This window comes from Gaetbulibacter aestuarii (assembly GCF_039537665.1).
Taxonomy (GTDB): domain Bacteria; phylum Bacteroidota; class Bacteroidia; order Flavobacteriales; family Flavobacteriaceae; genus Gaetbulibacter_A; species Gaetbulibacter_A aestuarii.
The window spans coordinates 1-16,219 of the sequence record NZ_BAABAY010000008.1; the positions used below are offsets into that span (position 1 = coordinate 1).

13 protein-coding genes and 1 tRNA gene are annotated in these 16,219 nt (G+C 38.3%); 2 read left to right on the plus strand and 12 right to left on the minus strand.

Annotated features, from left to right (window positions below; all coding sequences use genetic code 11):
- The first annotated feature begins 58 nt into the window (after positions 1–58).
- Positions 59–277, plus strand: a complete 219-nt coding sequence (locus ABD682_RS14440) for a hypothetical protein (RefSeq protein WP_344742321.1) — start codon at positions 59–61, stop codon at positions 275–277.
- A gap of 174 nt (positions 278–451) precedes the next feature.
- Positions 452–1,774 carry a recombinase family protein gene (locus ABD682_RS14710; protein ID WP_425552829.1) on the plus strand — a complete coding sequence of 441 codons (1,323 nt, stop codon included), beginning with the start codon at positions 452–454 and terminating at the stop codon, positions 1,772–1,774.
- On the opposite strand, the gene ABD682_RS14445 is transcribed toward ABD682_RS14710, so the two are convergent.
- From ABD682_RS14445 to ABD682_RS14500, 12 genes are all read right to left on the minus strand, one after another.
- Positions 1,728–1,801 (minus strand) — tRNA-Arg (locus tag ABD682_RS14445). The two genes, ABD682_RS14710 and ABD682_RS14445, sit on opposite strands and share 47 nt — an antisense overlap.
- A gap of 12 nt (positions 1,802–1,813) precedes the next feature.
- Complete coding sequence (locus tag ABD682_RS14450; protein WP_344742324.1) at positions 1,814–2,263, minus strand: GatB/YqeY domain-containing protein; 450 nt, start codon at positions 2,261–2,263, stop codon at positions 1,814–1,816.
- Positions 2,264–2,420: 157 nt separating this feature from the next.
- Positions 2,421–4,385: a cell division protein FtsZ gene (gene ftsZ, locus ABD682_RS14455; protein WP_344742327.1), complete on the minus strand. Its 1,965-nt coding sequence runs from the start codon at positions 4,383–4,385 to the stop codon at positions 2,421–2,423.
- Between the two features lie 62 nt (positions 4,386–4,447).
- A complete protein-coding gene (gene ftsA, locus ABD682_RS14460; protein ID WP_344742330.1) occupies positions 4,448–5,761 on the minus strand; it encodes a cell division protein FtsA in 1,314 nt (437 codons plus the stop codon).
- Between the two features lie 3 nt (positions 5,762–5,764).
- Entirely contained in the window at positions 5,765–6,484 is a 720-nt protein-coding gene (locus ABD682_RS14465; RefSeq protein ID WP_344742332.1) for a cell division protein FtsQ/DivIB, read from the minus strand.
- Entirely contained in the window at positions 6,474–7,826 is a 1,353-nt protein-coding gene (gene murC / locus ABD682_RS14470; RefSeq protein WP_344742334.1) for a UDP-N-acetylmuramate--L-alanine ligase, read from the minus strand. Before murC ends, ABD682_RS14465 begins: the two co-directional genes overlap by 11 nt.
- A complete protein-coding gene (murG, locus tag ABD682_RS14475; RefSeq protein ID WP_344742337.1) occupies positions 7,823–8,923 on the minus strand; it encodes an undecaprenyldiphospho-muramoylpentapeptide beta-N-acetylglucosaminyltransferase in 1,101 nt (366 codons plus the stop codon). Before murG ends, murC begins: the two co-directional genes overlap by 4 nt.
- Complete coding sequence (locus tag ABD682_RS14480; RefSeq protein ID WP_344742338.1) at positions 8,923–10,116, minus strand: FtsW/RodA/SpoVE family cell cycle protein; 1,194 nt, start codon at positions 10,114–10,116, stop codon at positions 8,923–8,925. The genes murG and ABD682_RS14480 overlap by 1 nt, the downstream gene beginning before the upstream one ends.
- Positions 10,117–10,129: 13 nt before the next feature.
- On the minus strand, positions 10,130–11,461 hold the full coding sequence (murD, locus tag ABD682_RS14485; protein ID WP_344742340.1) for a UDP-N-acetylmuramoyl-L-alanine--D-glutamate ligase: 1,332 nt from the start codon (positions 11,459–11,461) through the stop codon (positions 10,130–10,132).
- Between the two features lie 44 nt (positions 11,462–11,505).
- A complete protein-coding gene (gene mraY / locus ABD682_RS14490; RefSeq protein WP_344742341.1) occupies positions 11,506–12,750 on the minus strand; it encodes a phospho-N-acetylmuramoyl-pentapeptide-transferase in 1,245 nt (414 codons plus the stop codon).
- Positions 12,750–14,213 carry a UDP-N-acetylmuramoyl-L-alanyl-D-glutamate--2,6-diaminopimelate ligase gene (locus ABD682_RS14495; RefSeq protein ID WP_344742343.1) on the minus strand — a complete coding sequence of 488 codons (1,464 nt, stop codon included), beginning with the start codon at positions 14,211–14,213 and terminating at the stop codon, positions 12,750–12,752. The genes mraY and ABD682_RS14495 overlap by 1 nt, the downstream gene beginning before the upstream one ends.
- Positions 14,210–16,162 carry a penicillin-binding protein gene (locus ABD682_RS14500; protein WP_344742384.1) on the minus strand — a complete coding sequence of 651 codons (1,953 nt, stop codon included), beginning with the start codon at positions 16,160–16,162 and terminating at the stop codon, positions 14,210–14,212. The genes ABD682_RS14495 and ABD682_RS14500 overlap by 4 nt, the downstream gene beginning before the upstream one ends.
- Positions 16,163–16,219: the final 57 nt, after the last annotated feature.

Genomic DNA, 16,219 nt, shown 5'->3' on the forward strand with positions numbered 1-16,219 from the left:
ATACATGTAGAACACAAATGGTTCCTGGAAAAGCAGCCCGTTTTAATCCTGACAAGGAATGGGCCAAACAAAAAATCAGAATTCAGAACCAAAAAGTCGAGTTAACGATACCCATGGTGAATTTAATAATTTAAACACCAATGACCTTAAAACCCTTGAAAAACGACAAGAGGTAAGGAAAAAATTAAAAACTATATGCGAACCAAACCAGGATATCGATGAACTCATTAGTTCCATTGAAAATTACTGTTTGATCATACTACATTCATTAAAATAAATCCGCTATGGATAATCTTGAAAAATTTAAACGTTTTAGCCCGGAGAAAAAGACTTTCGGGAGTAATAAAAATGCGATCATATATACGCGTGTTTCAACTAAAGAACAGGCTGATACTAACACTAGTCTGGAAACTCAAAAGAAATACTGCGAGAACTACGCTNTGGGTATATCATTGTTTATTCTTATGACCGATTTTCAAGAACAGGTTCTAGTGCAGCGCAAATTAGTCATGAATTACTTCTTCAAGGTGTTCAGGTAAAAGCGGTGACTCAAGATGTTGATTCAACCTCTCCTTCCGGAAAGTTTCAACAAAACCTATTTTTCATGTTCAGTCAGTTTGATAATGAACTTCGAAAAGATAAGACAATAACTGCCATGAGCGACCTTATCAGAAAAGGCTATTGGTTATGGACGCCTCCTCTAGGGTACATAAACAAAAAGAAATATCACAAAGCTGTAGATTGGGAGATCGTTATTGACAACAAAGGAAAACTCCTTAAAAAAGCTTTTAAATGGAAGGTTCAAGGAACTTATTCAAATGCAGAAATTGTCAGAAAGCTAAATTTAGCTGGAATGAAAATTAATGAAAAACGCCTTCATGAAATTTTTAAAAATCCTTTTTACTGCGGTATATTAATAAGCAATATGCTTCCAGGAGAAATTAACCTAGGAAAGCATGAACCTCTTGTATCAAAAGAAGATTTCTTAACGATTAATTCTAGTGATTCTCCTCATCCTAAAACTCACAAATCAGATGATGTTAATTTGCCTTTAAAGCGATTTATTTATTGTGAAAACTGCAATACGCCTTTAACCGGTTTTCTGGTTAAACGAAAAGGCCTGTATTATTACAAATGCCGTAATAAAGGGTGTTCTTGCACCAAGTCTGCAAAGCAATTACATAAAACCTTTAAAAACGCTCTTGACAACTTTCAGATTGATTCAAAATATAAAGATGTTATAAAAGATGTGATGACTTATGTTTATGACGACATAACAAAGGAATTGCGAGAGAACGAAAAAAATGTCAAAAAACAAATTACAGAGACTAAATCTAAACTTGACGCCATAGAAGAGCGATTTGCCATAGGTGAAATTACCCAGGATATTTACCAAAAATTCAAACCTAAATACGATAAAGAATTAAAGGAATTAGAGTCTCAGTTAGGCGATTCCTCGATTTCGAGTTCAAACTTCGAAATTGCGATTGAAAAAGCCCTGAAAATATCTTCAAACCTTAAAGAAATATGGACTTCCGGGGATTTGATACAGAAAAAGAAAATTCAAAAACTGGTCTTCCCATCCGGTTTGGGTTATGACAAGCAAAATGACAAAGTTCAAACCAAAAGAGTGAATTCACTTTTCGCTGTTATCCCAAGTATATCCAATGATTTGAATAAAATTAAAAACGGAGAACCTATCAATTTTGACAAATTCTCCGCTCGAGTGACCCCGGCAGGATTCAAACCTGCAACCCTCAGAGCCGAAATCTGATGCGCTATTCAGTTGCGCCACGGGGCCGTTAATTATGTTTTATGCTAACTTTTTCTTTACGATTGTTGAAATCGTTTTGCCGTCAGCCTGGCCTGCTAATTTTTTACTTACAATGCCCATTACCTTACCCATATCTTTCATGCCTTCTGCACCAACACTGGCAATGGTATCGCTTACCACTTTTTCAATTGCTTCTTCACTTAAAGCTTCCGGTAAAAACTGACTGATAATTTCAGCTTCAGCTAACTCCGGAGCAGCGAGATCTTCTCGCCCCTGATCCATGTATAGTTCTGCGCTATCTTTGCGCTGTTTCACTTGTTTTTGAAGAATTTTAAGCTCTTGTTCTTCCGTAAGATCCTCCTGATGGCCAACTTCTGTTTTAGCCAATAGAATAGCCGATTTTACTGCTCTTAAGGCAGTAAGCGCCGTTTGATCCTTCGATTTCATTGCCGTTTTAAGGGCCGTCATCACATCATCTTGTAAACTCATCGCATGCGTTTTAATACCGTTTGCGAAGATAAAAAATAGATTGCTGCAATGAAGCATGAATTTCAATTTTTTAATTGAAATTCATGAAAAAACCCGAAAAGTTGAGGGAGACTTTTCGGGTTCATAACTAAAGTAAGGTTAGTACGTATACTGAATATTAGTCCACATTATCGTGTAAAAACGAATTGTTAGATCTTAATTGAATATCATCATTATCATCGGTTCCTATACTCGTTCTGGAAATATCAGTTTCCGAGGAATGCTTAGAGGCTTCCAGATCTACACCCTGACGTTTATAGGCCGGGATCTTTTCGATATCATCAATTTTTGCGGAATTGAATTTATAATTGAAATCCTTCATTTTGCGACGGCGTTCTTCTGCCCGCTCTTTCAACATGGCGGAGATTGGCGAATTCATTGGGTCTACCTCTTCTCCCTGATCTTCCTCTTGTTTAGGTTCTGACTTTAGAATTTTCTTCTCAAAAACAACCTCTTGATCCACCTCTTCAACGACTTCTTTTCCGGAATTTTTCTTATTATTTAATGAAGATTCTAATTCTAAATAATCATCCAGCGCATAGCGAACATCTCCATTTTCACTGGTCTCGGTAACAGGTATCAACTCTACATAATCATTAACATAAATTTTTTTGATGTCGTCATCTAATTCGTGTTTTACGGTATCCTCAGATTTTTCATTTTTAAAGGTTTCCTTTGGAGTTAATGGCAAATCAAAAGTTAAAGTTATTTGCTGTTCTTCCTCTATATCATTAGTAGTTTCTTTGGTTTCATCCTCCATTTTTGTTACCGGCTTGATGATAAAGTCGTCATCCTCTTCTTCAAAATGTCCAATAATTTCTTCGTATTCTACAGACATATTTTTTAATTCGTCTGTAGTTTTAATCATAGCATCTTCATCCTCTTCCATTGAAGATTTTGATGTTATTTCTTCTTCTTCTTGAATCTCATCATTATCTAAATCAAGCGTGTGTTTTATAACCTCCGGTTCATCCTTTTTCTCCATTTCGATCACCGGTGATATAATTACAGGCTCGGCATCCTGAGCTTTTATTTCTTCATGATCTTCTAAAGAGTGAATAACACGTTTTGCCTCGGTATTCGAAATTTCGTCCTGTTGCTCTATATTGAATCCGGTGGCTATAATGGTAACAGCGATGGACTCTTCCAAAGATTCATCTTCACCAACACCCATAATGATATTTGCACCATGACCGGCTTCATTCTGAATATGATCGTTGATCTCTCCAATTTCATCAATAGTAATTTCATGAGAGCCAGAAACGATAAGCAGCAACACGTTCTTGGCTCCGGTAATTTTGTTATCATTCAATAGTGGTGAATCCAAAGCTTTTTGAATCGCATCCTGAGCACGGTTCTGACCTGACGCCAGAGCGGATCCCATTATGGCGGTACCACTATTACTTAATACAGTTTTTGCATCGCGTAAATCGATATTTTGAGTGTAGTGATGTGTAATAACCTCGGCAATACCACGAGCAGCAGTAGATAATACTTCATCAGCCTTAGAGAACCCGGCTTTGAAACCCAGGTTTCCGTAAACCTCACGAAGTTTGTTGTTATTAATTACAATTAACGAATCGACCACATTTCTTATTTTTTCTATACCTTTTTGAGATTGCTCAATACGCATTTTACCTTCAAAAGCAAAAGGCATCGTGACAATACCAACGGTAAGGATATCTTTTTCCTTAGCCATTTTAGCAATTATCGGCGCAGCACCTGTACCGGTTCCACCTCCCATTCCTGCCGTTATGAACACCATTTTAGTATTGGTGTCCAGCATTTGAGAAATTTCATCAAAACTTTCTACAGCCGCTTGCTCCCCGATCTCAGGATTTGCTCCCGCACCCAATCCTTCCGTTAGGTTAACCCCTAATTGAATCTTATTTGGCACGCCACTATTTTGAAGCGCTTGTGCATCCGTGTTACAGACATAAAAATCTACGCCTTTAATACCTTGTTGAAACATATGGTTAATGGCATTGCTGCCGCCACCGCCAACACCAATCACTTTTATAACATTTGATTGGTTCTTAGGTAAATCAAACGATATACTATCGAATTCTTTATTGCTGCTCATAAATTCTAGTTTTTTGTGTGGTTCTATTTTGTTGATTTATTCTTTTTAATTGATGTTGAAACCTACTCGGCGTTATCTAAAAAATCCTTTACGCTTTCAGTTAATTTGTCTAAAAAAGACCGGCGCACTTTACGCTCCCGTTCTTTAGGCGTTTCCTCAGCAACATCCTCCTCATTCTCTATAGCTTCTGCCTGAGCCTCTTCTACTTTTTTGCGTTCCTGACGCTTTAATCCGTCTAAAACGAGTCCAACAGCTGTAGCGAATAAAGGACTGGTCACTTCTTCATCGCTGTCACCTGCCAAATGTTCGTTCGGATAGCCAATTCTGGTATCCATTCCGGTGATATACTCTACCAACTGCTTTAGGTGTTTTAACTGGCTTCCTCCTCCGGTTAAAACGATCCCGGCAATTAATTTTTTCTTTTGTTCCTCGTGACCATAATTTTTGATCTCCACGTAAACCTGTTCAATGATCTCCACAACTCGGGCGTGAATTATTTTAGACAGATTTTTTAAAGTGATCTCTTTAGGCTCACGACCACGAAGTCCGGGAATAGAAACAATTTCATTGTCTTTATTTTCACCCGGCCATGCCGAACCAAATTTTATTTTAAGGAGTTCCGCTTGTTTTTCTATAATGGAACATCCTTCCTTAATATCTTCTGTAATGACGTTACCTCCGAAAGGAATAACAGCCGTATGGCGAATAATACCATCTCTGAAAATGGCCAGATCCGTTGTACCGCCACCAATATCAATTAATGCTACACCCGCTTCTTTTTCTTCCTGACTGAGCACCGCATTAGCTGATGCCAGTGGTTCTAGTGTAATGCCTTCTAAATTTAACCCCGCACTTTGCACACAACGACCAATATTTCTTATAGAAGAAACCTGACCAACAACTACATGGAAATTCGCTTCAAGACGACCGCCATACATTCCTATGGGCTCTTTTATTTCAGCCTGACCATCTACTTTGTATTCTTGAGGTAATACATGAATGATCTCTTCACCGGGCAACATGACTAGCTTATGTACCTGATTGATGAGACGTTCAATATCATCCTCATCGATAACGGTTTCAGAATTTGGACGTGTGATATAATCACTATGCTGTAAACTTCTGATGTGTTGACCAGCAATACCCACGGTAACCTGTTCAATCTTCACATCGGCAGCAGCTTCAGCTTCCTGAACCGCCTGTTGAATCGATTGTATGGTTTGGGTTATGTTGTTAACCACGCCACGATGAACACCAAGACTCTTAGATTTTCCAAGGCCTAAAATTTCTAGTTTGCCATATTCATTTCTACGGCCTATCATGGCCACGATCTTTGTGGTTCCTATGTCTAATCCTACTGCTAAATTATGTTCCATAGTTTATAATTTGGTACATACCACCTGGTTATCAAATTTTAAGTTAACCATGCTATATTGATTCAAGGTTTCATCCTTTAAATTCTTTTGATAAAACGCTTTCAGGTTATTAATTTTTTTGTCTAAATACATTGCTCTTCCTAACTGCACTGAAAATTTACATGCTCTTAATTTTAAGGCAATCTGGTGATCCCTATCCTGATGTATTTCAATGACATTCGTTTTTAGAAACGCATCCTTTCTTACTTTATCGGCAACTTGGTAGACGTCATCTAAATAATTTTTCTCAACATAACCAGTAATGAGTGGTACCCTGGCGGAATAATTAGTTGATAAGGGCATATAATTACCTTGATCATCAACATAATACGACGCAGTAGTACTCACTCTTGCTATCGGGTTTTTTTGCGCAACTTCAGCGTAAAGTGTACCGTCGATAGCGAGATAAACTTCAGCAGATTTGATCATGGGATTAGATTTCAGGGCATTCTCTAAATGATTCAAATCTAAAATATCTTTGGGTACATTTTTAAGACTACCATAATTTTGTATTAACAATTTACTAACATTCTCATGTGTAATAAACAGATTGTTTTCACTTGTAAAAGTTACTCTGGTATCCTTCACTAATCGGGCACCATTTCTGTTTGAGGCAAAGGCAAACAAAAAAATCATCAAACCAAAAAGCAACACTAACCGTATGTTATTCCAATTAAATCGCAAGCTCTAATTCTTTTTTTAAATGTTTAACTTCTTCTCCTATATCTCCCGCTCCAATAGTAATGATCACTTTTTCAGGACGGTTCTTAACTGCTTGTACCAAATCATTTTTGGCTACAAGTTGTTTATTGTCATTTTCTATTTTTCCCAGGAGCCACTCTGAAGTCACACCTTCAATAGGCAACTCTCTTGCGGGATAAATATCTAAAAGGATAACCGCATCAAACTGGGCTAAACTATTGGCAAAATCATCAGCAAAATCCCGAGTTCGGGAAAACAAATGCGGTTGAAAAATAGCCAATACTTTTTGGCCGGGATACATCTCCCGAACGGCCTGATAGACGGCATTAATTTCTTCCGGATGATGCGCATAATCATCGATATAAACCAAATTATTAGTCTTTATCTGATACGTAAAACGTCGCTTAACGCCTTTAAAAGAGCCTAAAGCATTGGCGAGCTGTTGGTGTGGGCAACCGTAATAAACAGCCATCGCCAAGGCTATTAGTGCATTCGACAAATTATGCCGACCGGGTAGGCTAAACTCTATGTTTTTAAGGATCGTTTCCGGTGTTTTTACATCGAAAACATAAGTTCCTTTTTTAATTTTAATATTTTGAACACTGTAATCTGAATCGTCTTCAATACCATAAGTAATTCCGTTGATAGGCAATCCATTTTTCACAAACAAGACACCATTTGGCTTTACTTTTTTCGCAAAATCATTAAAGGATTTTACCAGTTCAGAAGCATCACCATAAATATCCAAATGATCGGCATCCATGGAAGTGATGCAAGCCACATTGGGCGAAAGTCGTAAAAACGAGCGATCGAATTCATCGGCTTCAACAACCGAAACTTCAGTTCCTTTTAATATTAAATTCGAATTGTAATTTTCACTGATGCCTCCAAGAAAAGCGGTAACAGGCACATGGCATTCAGCCAGCAAGTGCGCTAATATGCTGGTTGTTGTTGTTTTACCATGCGTTCCGGCAACAGCAAAACAAAACGTGTTTTGAGTAATAACACCCAGCACTTCAGAGCGTTTCAACACCTCAAATTCATGCGTTTGGAAATAGGTTAATTCGGCATGATTTTTAGGAATTGCCGGCGTGTAAACAATTAAGGTATTCTTCGCGTTCAAAAAGACTTTGTCAACTAAATTCAAATTGTCCTCAAAATGAATATCAATACCAAGATCCATCAAAGCTTCGGTAATCAGACTTGGCGTTTTATCATAACCTGCCACCAGCATTCCCTTTTCGTGAAAATACCGCGCCAGAGCACTCATACCGATACCTCCGATGCCTACAAAATAAACTCTATGTATGGTGTCAAGATTCATTTTTTAGCTTTCAATAATTTCTCTACTTCGTTTACTATATCTTTCGTGGCATTCGCCAAAGCCAACTTTTTAATATTAATCCCTAAAGATTTTTGTTTTTCCGGAGATTGAATGAGGTTGCCGAATTTATTTTCAAAATCGGCATCCAGATCTTCTTCTTTAATAATTACTGCTGCATCATTTTTAACCAGCGCCATGGCATTTTTGGTTTGATGATCTTCCGCGACGTTAGGAGACGGAATAAAAATCACCGGTTTACCAACGATGCATAGCTCAGACACTGAACTTGCTCCTGCTCTTGAAATAATAATATCTGCTGCAGCGTATGCCAGATCCATGTTATTTAAAAACTCATATACCTGAACGTTATTTACGTGGTTATACATTTTATACTGCTGGTAGTACAGTTTCCCGCACTGCCAAATGAGTTGTACATTATGGGTGTCGAAAAAATCCAGTTCTTTCTCTATGAGTTCATTGATGCGGCGCGCACCTAAACTACCACCAACGACCAAAACCGTATATTTTCCATGTTTTAACTTAAAGGCATCCTTTGCTTCTACTAATTTATCAGATACCGACAACAACGTTTTACGAACAGGATTACCCGTTTTTATGAGTTTCTCCTTTGGAAAAAACCGCTCCAAATTGTCATAAGCCACACAAATTTTATTCGCTTTTTTTGCCAACAGTTTATTTGTTATACCCGGATAAGAATTTTGTTCCTGAATAAGTGTGGGGATGTGTTTCACATTGGCCACGTATAACAAGGGACCACTAGCAAAACCACCAGTTCCGATGGCTACATCAGGTTTGAATTCCTTAACAATTTTATTAGCCTTCCATAAACTACTGATCAACTTAAAAGGAAACATTAAGTTTTTTAAAGTAAGTTTTCGTTGGATACCCGAAATCCACAACCCTTTTATTTCATAACCGGATTGCGGCACTTTTTCCATTTCCATACGATCCTTTGCTCCAACAAACAAAAACTCAGCATCAGGGTAACGCGATTTTATTTCGTTAGCAATGGCGATCGCCGGATAAATATGTCCGCCGGTTCCCCCTCCTGATAATATGACTTTATAATGACTCATTAAATGGCTTCCGATAAAATTTCCAGAGGATTTTCCTCTTGTAATTCACGTTCCTTTATCTCTTCGCGCTTCGCGCTAACACTTAAAATAATACCCAGGGCCAGGCAGGTCATCCAAATAGAGGTACCTCCACTACTAATTAATGGCAGGGTTTGTCCCGTTACCGGAAACAATTCTACGGCAACTGCCATATTGATCATGGCCTGAAATACTATAGGCAATCCAACACCCAACACTAATAATTTTCCAAACATGGTATCGGCCTTTTGCGCCACAATCACTACACGAAATAACAACCACATATATAAAATCATGATGGTTAACCCGCCAAGTAAACCATATTCTTCAATGATTATGGCGAAAATAAAATCGGATGACGACTGTGGTAAGGCATGTTTCTGAATGCTCTTTCCCGGTCCTTTTCCCCAAATTTCACCGGAGGCAATCGCTATTTTGGCTTTTTCTATTTGATAATCAGCTTCCGTATCCTCGTGATTCGCATAATTTTTAATTCGGTTTTCCCAGGTAGTAACCTTTACGTTTAATGGGCCGGTAGTTAATTTTGCTACCATTACAAAAAACATCAAAGCTACCAGACCTGAACCCAGAATTACCGCTAAATAACGTATTGGATATCCGGCTAAGAATACCAGGATTGTAACCATTAAAAAGATGATAGCTGCTGTTGAAAAGTTGGATGGTAATATTAATCCCAGAACCAAAAAAACCGGACACCACAAGGGCAATAGTGTTCCTTTGAATGTGATGGGTTTATCCTTTATTTTTGACATGTACCGCGCCACATAAACCATCAAAACTACGGATGCTAAAGTTGACGTTTGGAAGGTCATTCCAACGATGGGTATTTTGATCCAACGGCTGGCACTGGCACCACCCATAACGGTTCCCTGTAACATGGTGATAACTAACAAAACTAAAACTACGGGAATCATTATGAGTGATAAGCCTTTAAAGTACCGGTATGGAATTTTATGTACCATATACATTATGGAAAAGCCCAGAAATAAATGCATGAAATGTTTTAAGAAGGCAATAAACGTGTTGCCGTCGTAACGGCTGTATGCCAAATCGCTGGCCGCACTATAAACAGGCAAAAACGACAAAATAGCCAACAGCGCTACAATAGCCCAGATTAATCGGTCGCCTTTTATGTTTTTAAATACGGTTTGCATTTATTGTAATTTTTTAAAGGTTCCTTACAGCTTCTTTGAATTGACGACCTCGGTCTTCATAATTTTCAAACAGGTCGAAACTGGCACAAGCAGGTGAAAGCAGTACATTATCGCCAGCTTCAGCAATCTTGTAAGCAATCTTTACAGCTTCACTCATAAATTGAGTTTCCACCATAACATCTACCATTCCACCAAAAGTGTCCATCAATTTTTCGTTATCAACACCAAGACAAATAATTGCTTTTACTTTTTCATTAATAAATGGAAATAATTCTTCATAATTATTTCCTTTATCAACACCGCCCACAATCCAAACCGTTGGTGCATCCATACTTTCTAAAGCATAGTAAGTAGCATTGACGTTGGTTGCCTTAGAGTCGTTGATGTATTGTACTCTGTTTATTTTTAGTACATTTTCCAGACGATGCTCAACCCCGTGAAAGTTTTCTAAACTCTCTCGAATAGTCTGCTTTCGAATTTTAAGTAAATGAGCCACAGTTGATGCGGCCATGGCATTTTTAAGGTTGTGCTGTCCTTCTAGTGTAACGTTGCTTGTTGGCATAATTAATTGGCTATTATTGATTGTTATTTTTATATTTTCATTTTCAATACACGCGCCTTGTTCTATTATTTTTTTTAATGAAAAAGGCAATAATGTTGATTGTACGGGGTGATCTTCCAAATGTTTTACGATTACCGGATCATCGGCATCATAAATGAAAAAATCATCTTTCGTTTGATTCTCTGCAATTCGGAATTTAGATGCGATATAATTTTCAAATTTGTAATCATAGCGATCTAAATGATCTGGTGTGATGTTTAGCAACACGGCAATTTTTGGTTTAAAATCAACAATGTCATCCAACTGAAAACTACTAATCTCCAAAACATAGTTTTCGTAATCCTTTTCTAAAACCTGTTTCGCAAAACTATCGCCGATGTTACCCGCCAACCCTACATTCAATTCCTGATTCAGAATATGATGCGTTAAAGTTGCCGTTGTGGTTTTACCATTACTTCCGGTAATGCCCACTATGGTCGCATCCGTATAACGCGCCGCAAATTCGATCTCAGAAACAATTTGAATACCGTGTTCCTTTATTTTTTGAACCATTGGCACTTTATCCGGAATACCAGGGCTTTTCATCACGAGATCAGCATTTAAAATCTTAGGTTCCGTATGCTGTTCCTCCTCCCATGCAATCTCATTATGTTCAAGAACGTGCTTGTATTTATCTTTTATTTTTCCCTTATCGGAAACAAAAACGTCGTAGCCTTTCGCTTGTCCTAAAAGTGCCGTTCCCACACCACTTTCTCCGCCTCCAAGTACCACTAAACGCTTCATTTATATATTTTTTTAATTCCGCTAAAGCGGAGAAAACTAATCGTTTACCTAATTTTTAAGGTCACTATCGATAGGATCGCCAGTAAAATCCCCACGATCCAAAAGCGGGTTACGATTTTACTTTCGTGATATCCCAATTTTTGATAATGATGATGTAAAGGCGACATTTTGAAAATGCGTCTGCCTTCACCAAACTTTTTCTTAGTGTATTTAAACCAACTTACCTGCATCACCACTGAAAGATTTTCCGCCAGGAAGATCCCGCACAACACCGGAATTAGTAATTCTTTACGAACTGCAATCGCGATCACAGCAATAATGCCACCAATGGTTAAACTCCCTGTATCACCCATAAATACTTGTGCCGGAAAGGCGTTGTACCATAAAAATCCAATAAGCGCCCCTACAAAAGCGGCAATGTAAATGGTGATCTCACCCACATTTGGGATGTACATGATGTTCAGGTAATCTGAAAAGTCGATACGACCGGAGACGAATGTAAATATCCCAAGTGTCAGTACAACAATAGCAGAGGAACCGGCTGCCAGGCCATCTATACCATCTGTTAAATTGGCGCCGTTCGACACGGCCGTGATGATGAAAATGGCGATTAAAATGAACACCACCCAGGAATATTTTTTAAGTTCAGGACTTATCCATGTTATAAGTTTCGAGTAATCGAACTCATTATTCTTTACAAAAGGAATGGTTGTTTTTGTTGATTTGGTTTCTTCAACTTTAAATAATTTGGAAGGCGAAATTTCGGGATTGTTTTCCAACAATTCTTGTTGCTGCGCTTGAGGTAATTTCTCCTTGATCACCACATCTTCGTGGAAGAATAACGTTAACCCTACAATAAGTCCGAGCACCACCTGACCCATCACTTTAAAACGCCCTTTTAAACCTTCTTTATCATTCTTGAATTTTTTGATATAATCATCCATGAAGCCAATAACTCCCATCCATAAAGTGGTCACGATAAGCAAGATGATATAGATGTTCTCTAATTTTGAAAGTAAAACCACAGGGATAAGCGTGGCTAAAATAATAATGAGACCACCCATCGTTGGAGTTCCGGCTTTTTCAGCCTGACCTTCCAAACCGAGATCGCGAATGGTTTCACCCATTTGCTTTTTTTGTAGAAAACGAATGATGCGTTTACCATAAATCGTAGAAATAAGTAATGCCAAGATCATGGCCATAGCTGCTCTAAAACTGATAAAGCCAAAAAGCGAGGCGCCCGGAAATTGAAATTCTTTTTCTAAATATTCGAATAGGTAATACAACATTATTTTTGCATTTGTTTTAAAAATTCTTGAACGATCTTAAAATCATCGAAATCAAAGCGTTCCCCATTGATCTCCTGATAGGTCTCATGGCCTTTTCCGGCGATGAGTATAATATCTTCCGGATTCGCCATTTGGCAAGCCGTTTTGATCGCCTGACGTCTATCCGTTATTGTTAATGTCTTTTTAAAATGTTGGGGTTCCACGCCAGCCTCAATATCTCTCAGGATAGCTTCGGGGTCTTCTGTTCTTGGATTATCACTAGTAAAGATGACTTTTGAACTCAAAGCTGAAGCGATATGTCCCATTTTCGGACGTTTGGTTTTATCACGATCACCACCACAACCCACAACAGTTATCAAAGTTTCGTTCTTAGTACGGATACTATTTACTGTTTCCAGTACATTTTTTAAGGCATCCGGTGTGTGTGCGTAATCCACAATAGCCGTGATCTTATCATCGGAGATCACATATTGAAAACGGCCACTAACGGTTTCCAGATCACTTATCAATCGCAGGATCTCTTCTTTTCCAAGTCCGAGTAATTCAGCCGTTCCATAAACTGCAAGAATATTATAGGCATTAAAATTTCCGATAAGTCGCGTCCATACCTCACTATCGTTCACTTTAAGTAAGAGCCCGCTTAATTGATTTTCTAATATCTGCGCTCTGTAATCCGCATAACTTTTTAACCCATAAGTAAATGTCTTCGCTTTGGTATTTTGAAGCATGAAGGAACCATTTTTATCATCGCTATTTGTTAAGGCAAAAGCGCTTGGAGGTAAACCATCAAAAAATGATTTTTTAACATTTCGATACTCCGCGAAGGTTTTGTGATAATCTAAATGATCGTGCGTAATATTGGTAAATATACCTCCGGCGAAGTGTAATCCCAAGGTTCGGTTTTGATGAATACCATGCGAACTCACTTCCATAAAGCAAAACTCTACTCCTGCATCATTCATTTGTTTTAAATGACTATTGATGGTAATGGAATCCGGTGTCGTATGGGTTGCTTTTAGTTCTTTATTGTCAATCAGTACCTTAACGGTAGAAAGTAAACCAACCTTAAATCCGGCCTTTTTGAACAACTGATATAGAAGGCTTGCTACAGTTGTTTTTCCGTTAGTTCCTGTAACACCAACCAGTTTCAAATTCTCTGAAGGATTTCCATAAAAATTGGAGGCCATTATTGCCAAAGCTTTGCTGGAATCTTCTACCTCAACATATGTTATTCCCGTTTCCAGATCTTTAGGTAAGGTTTCACATACAATAGCAAGAGCGCCATTGTTTATCGCCGTATTAATATAATCATGACCATCAGCTACCTGACCCCGAACCGCCACAAACACATCACCTTTTTCCACTTTTCTGGAGTCGAAATGCAGGTTCTTTACCGAAATACCGGTAGCGCCTTTAACAGCGTTCAGGTTAACCTTATATAATATGTCTTTAAGTTCTATCACGATGCTTTTAATACAACAGTTTGATTCTTTTTTAATTTTTGAAAGGCTGTAACCGATTGTTCTTTTACAATACCTCCGCCCTGAAGATTTACCTTCACCGGAACATCCATATTTTCCAAAAGCGCGACAGCATCCATAGCCGGTAAGCCTACGAGATCCGGCATTACCGTTTTGAAATTATTTGCAGTATCGTAATACTGCTCATATTGTTTTTCGGCTTCAGCTGTTTTCACCTCTAAAGATTCCACCTCATCAATATTGGGTGTATCGATAAAAATCTTATGTGCTATTTTTCTAAAAACAGGCCCTGACACATCCGCGCCGTAATAGCCTTTCTCAACACTTGGTTTGTACACCACTACGATGCAGGAATACTTTGGGTTTTCAGCAGGAAAATACCCTGTAAACGAAGATATGTAGCGCTTATTCTCGCTCCAGTCTTTCATCCAATATTCTGTTCTGGCCGTGCCCGTTTTACCGGCCATAGAAAAATATTTCGAGTACAAGGACTTTCCGGTACCACGCTCTACCACATGTTTTAAAATATCCCTGATCTCTTTTAAAGTTTCATCAGAACATATTTTATTATCTATAACCTCCTTGTCTATGGTCTCAACCTCATCATTGAGTTCCTTCACTTTTTTTATAAAGCGTGGTTTTACCATCACCCCATTATTCGCTATCGCATTGTAAAAGGTTAAGATTTGTAATGGTGTTAATTTTAAATTGTAACCATAGGCAATAGATGGTAAAGCATTTTTACTCCATATTTTATCTCCAGGTTCTGGTATTTCTGGTTTACCTTCACCAATAATTGGTAAACCTAAAGGATCATTTAAATGCCAATCCTTTAAATGATTTATGAATTTATTGGGTGTTTTGGAATATGCATCATCAATTATGGTAGCCATACCCACATTCGAAGATTCTTCCAACACACGTGCTGCCGAAATTTTTCCATTACCATGTGTATCTCTTACAGGGCGTCCATAAAACACTTTATAGCCTTTTCCGGTATCAACCACGGTAGATGTATCTACTACTTTATCTTCCAAAGCAGCCATTAAAGCAATGGTTTTAAAGGTAGAACCGGGCTCCTGGCTCTCTCCTACTGCATAATTTAAACGCTCATAGTACAGTCCGTTTTTATTTCTACCCAAATTAGAGATCGCTTTAATCTCGCCGGTCTTAGTTTCCATCACTACCACACAACCATGATCCGCTTCGTATTTATCGAGTTGTTCTAATAAGGCATGATGTGCGATATCCTGAATATTTACATCAATAGTTGTATAAACATCATAGCCATCCTGAGGTTCCACCTGGTTATAATCAGTAAGTGGTTTCCATTTGTTCGGACCAATTTTTTGCATCCAACGCTTTCCATCGGTACCACTCAAATATTTTACACCAAAGGCACCATCAATTCCGGGACGGGTTACATTACCGTCGTCGTCTTCACGCTCATAACCAATGGTTCGTCGTGCCATGGCTCCCATGGGATATTCTCGTTTGGTAGTTTGCTGAACAATGAGTCCTCCGGGGATTGCTCCACGATTCAATAATGGAAAGTTTCTGATACGCAAATAATCAGAGTAACTTAAATTTCGTTCCAAAAGCACATATTGGTTCTTATTAGCGCGGGCTTTACGAATTTTTCTTTCAAAATATTTCGAAGCTTTGCCGCTATAATCAGAAAGCGAATCACACAACCCTCTGATGTTCATTTCGAAAAGATCGGTAGAGGAAACTACAGGATCGATAGCGATGTCATATTTTGGTATCGACGTTGCCAACAGGCTACCGTCAGAAGCATACAGGTTGCCGCGATTGGCCGGAATGGTCACGTTTTTAATATCCGTTTGTTCCACCATAGCGCGATACTTATCGCCTTGCAGGAACTGAATATTAACCAGCTTGAAAATTACCGCTAAACCGAAGACAAACATACAGCCTGCTATAAAATACAATCGGTTTAATATGCCTTTTTCGTTTACTGCCAAGGG

Bases quoted from the DNA above. Each gene is read 5' to 3' on its own strand.
- ABD682_RS14440 (WP_344742321.1), top strand. From the start codon at position 59: ATGGGCCAAACAAAAAATCAGAATTCAGAACCAAAAAGTCGAGTTAAC.
- ABD682_RS14450 (WP_344742324.1), bottom strand. From the start codon at position 2,263: ATGAGTTTACAAGATGATGTGATGACGGCCCTTAAAACGGCAATGAAA.
- ftsZ (WP_344742327.1), bottom strand. From the start codon at position 4,385: ATGAGCAGCAATAAAGAATTCGATAGTATATCGTTTGATTTACCTAAG.
- ftsA (WP_344742330.1), bottom strand. From the start codon at position 5,761: ATGGAACATAATTTAGCAGTAGGATTAGACATAGGAACCACAAAGATC.
- murC (WP_344742334.1), bottom strand. From the start codon at position 7,826: ATGAATCTTGACACCATACATAGAGTTTATTTTGTAGGCATCGGAGGT.
- murG (WP_344742337.1), bottom strand. From the start codon at position 8,923: ATGAGTCATTATAAAGTCATATTATCAGGAGGGGGAACCGGCGGACAT.
- ABD682_RS14480 (WP_344742338.1), bottom strand. From the start codon at position 10,116: ATGCAAACCGTATTTAAAAACATAAAAGGCGACCGATTAATCTGGGCT.
- murD (WP_344742340.1), bottom strand. From the start codon at position 11,461: ATGAAGCGTTTAGTGGTACTTGGAGGCGGAGAAAGTGGTGTGGGAACG.
- mraY (WP_344742341.1), bottom strand. From the start codon at position 12,750: ATGTTGTATTACCTATTCGAATATTTAGAAAAAGAATTTCAATTTCCG.
- ABD682_RS14500 (WP_344742384.1), bottom strand. From the start codon at position 16,162: ATGTTTGTCTTCGGTTTAGCGGTAATTTTCAAGCTGGTTAATATTCAG.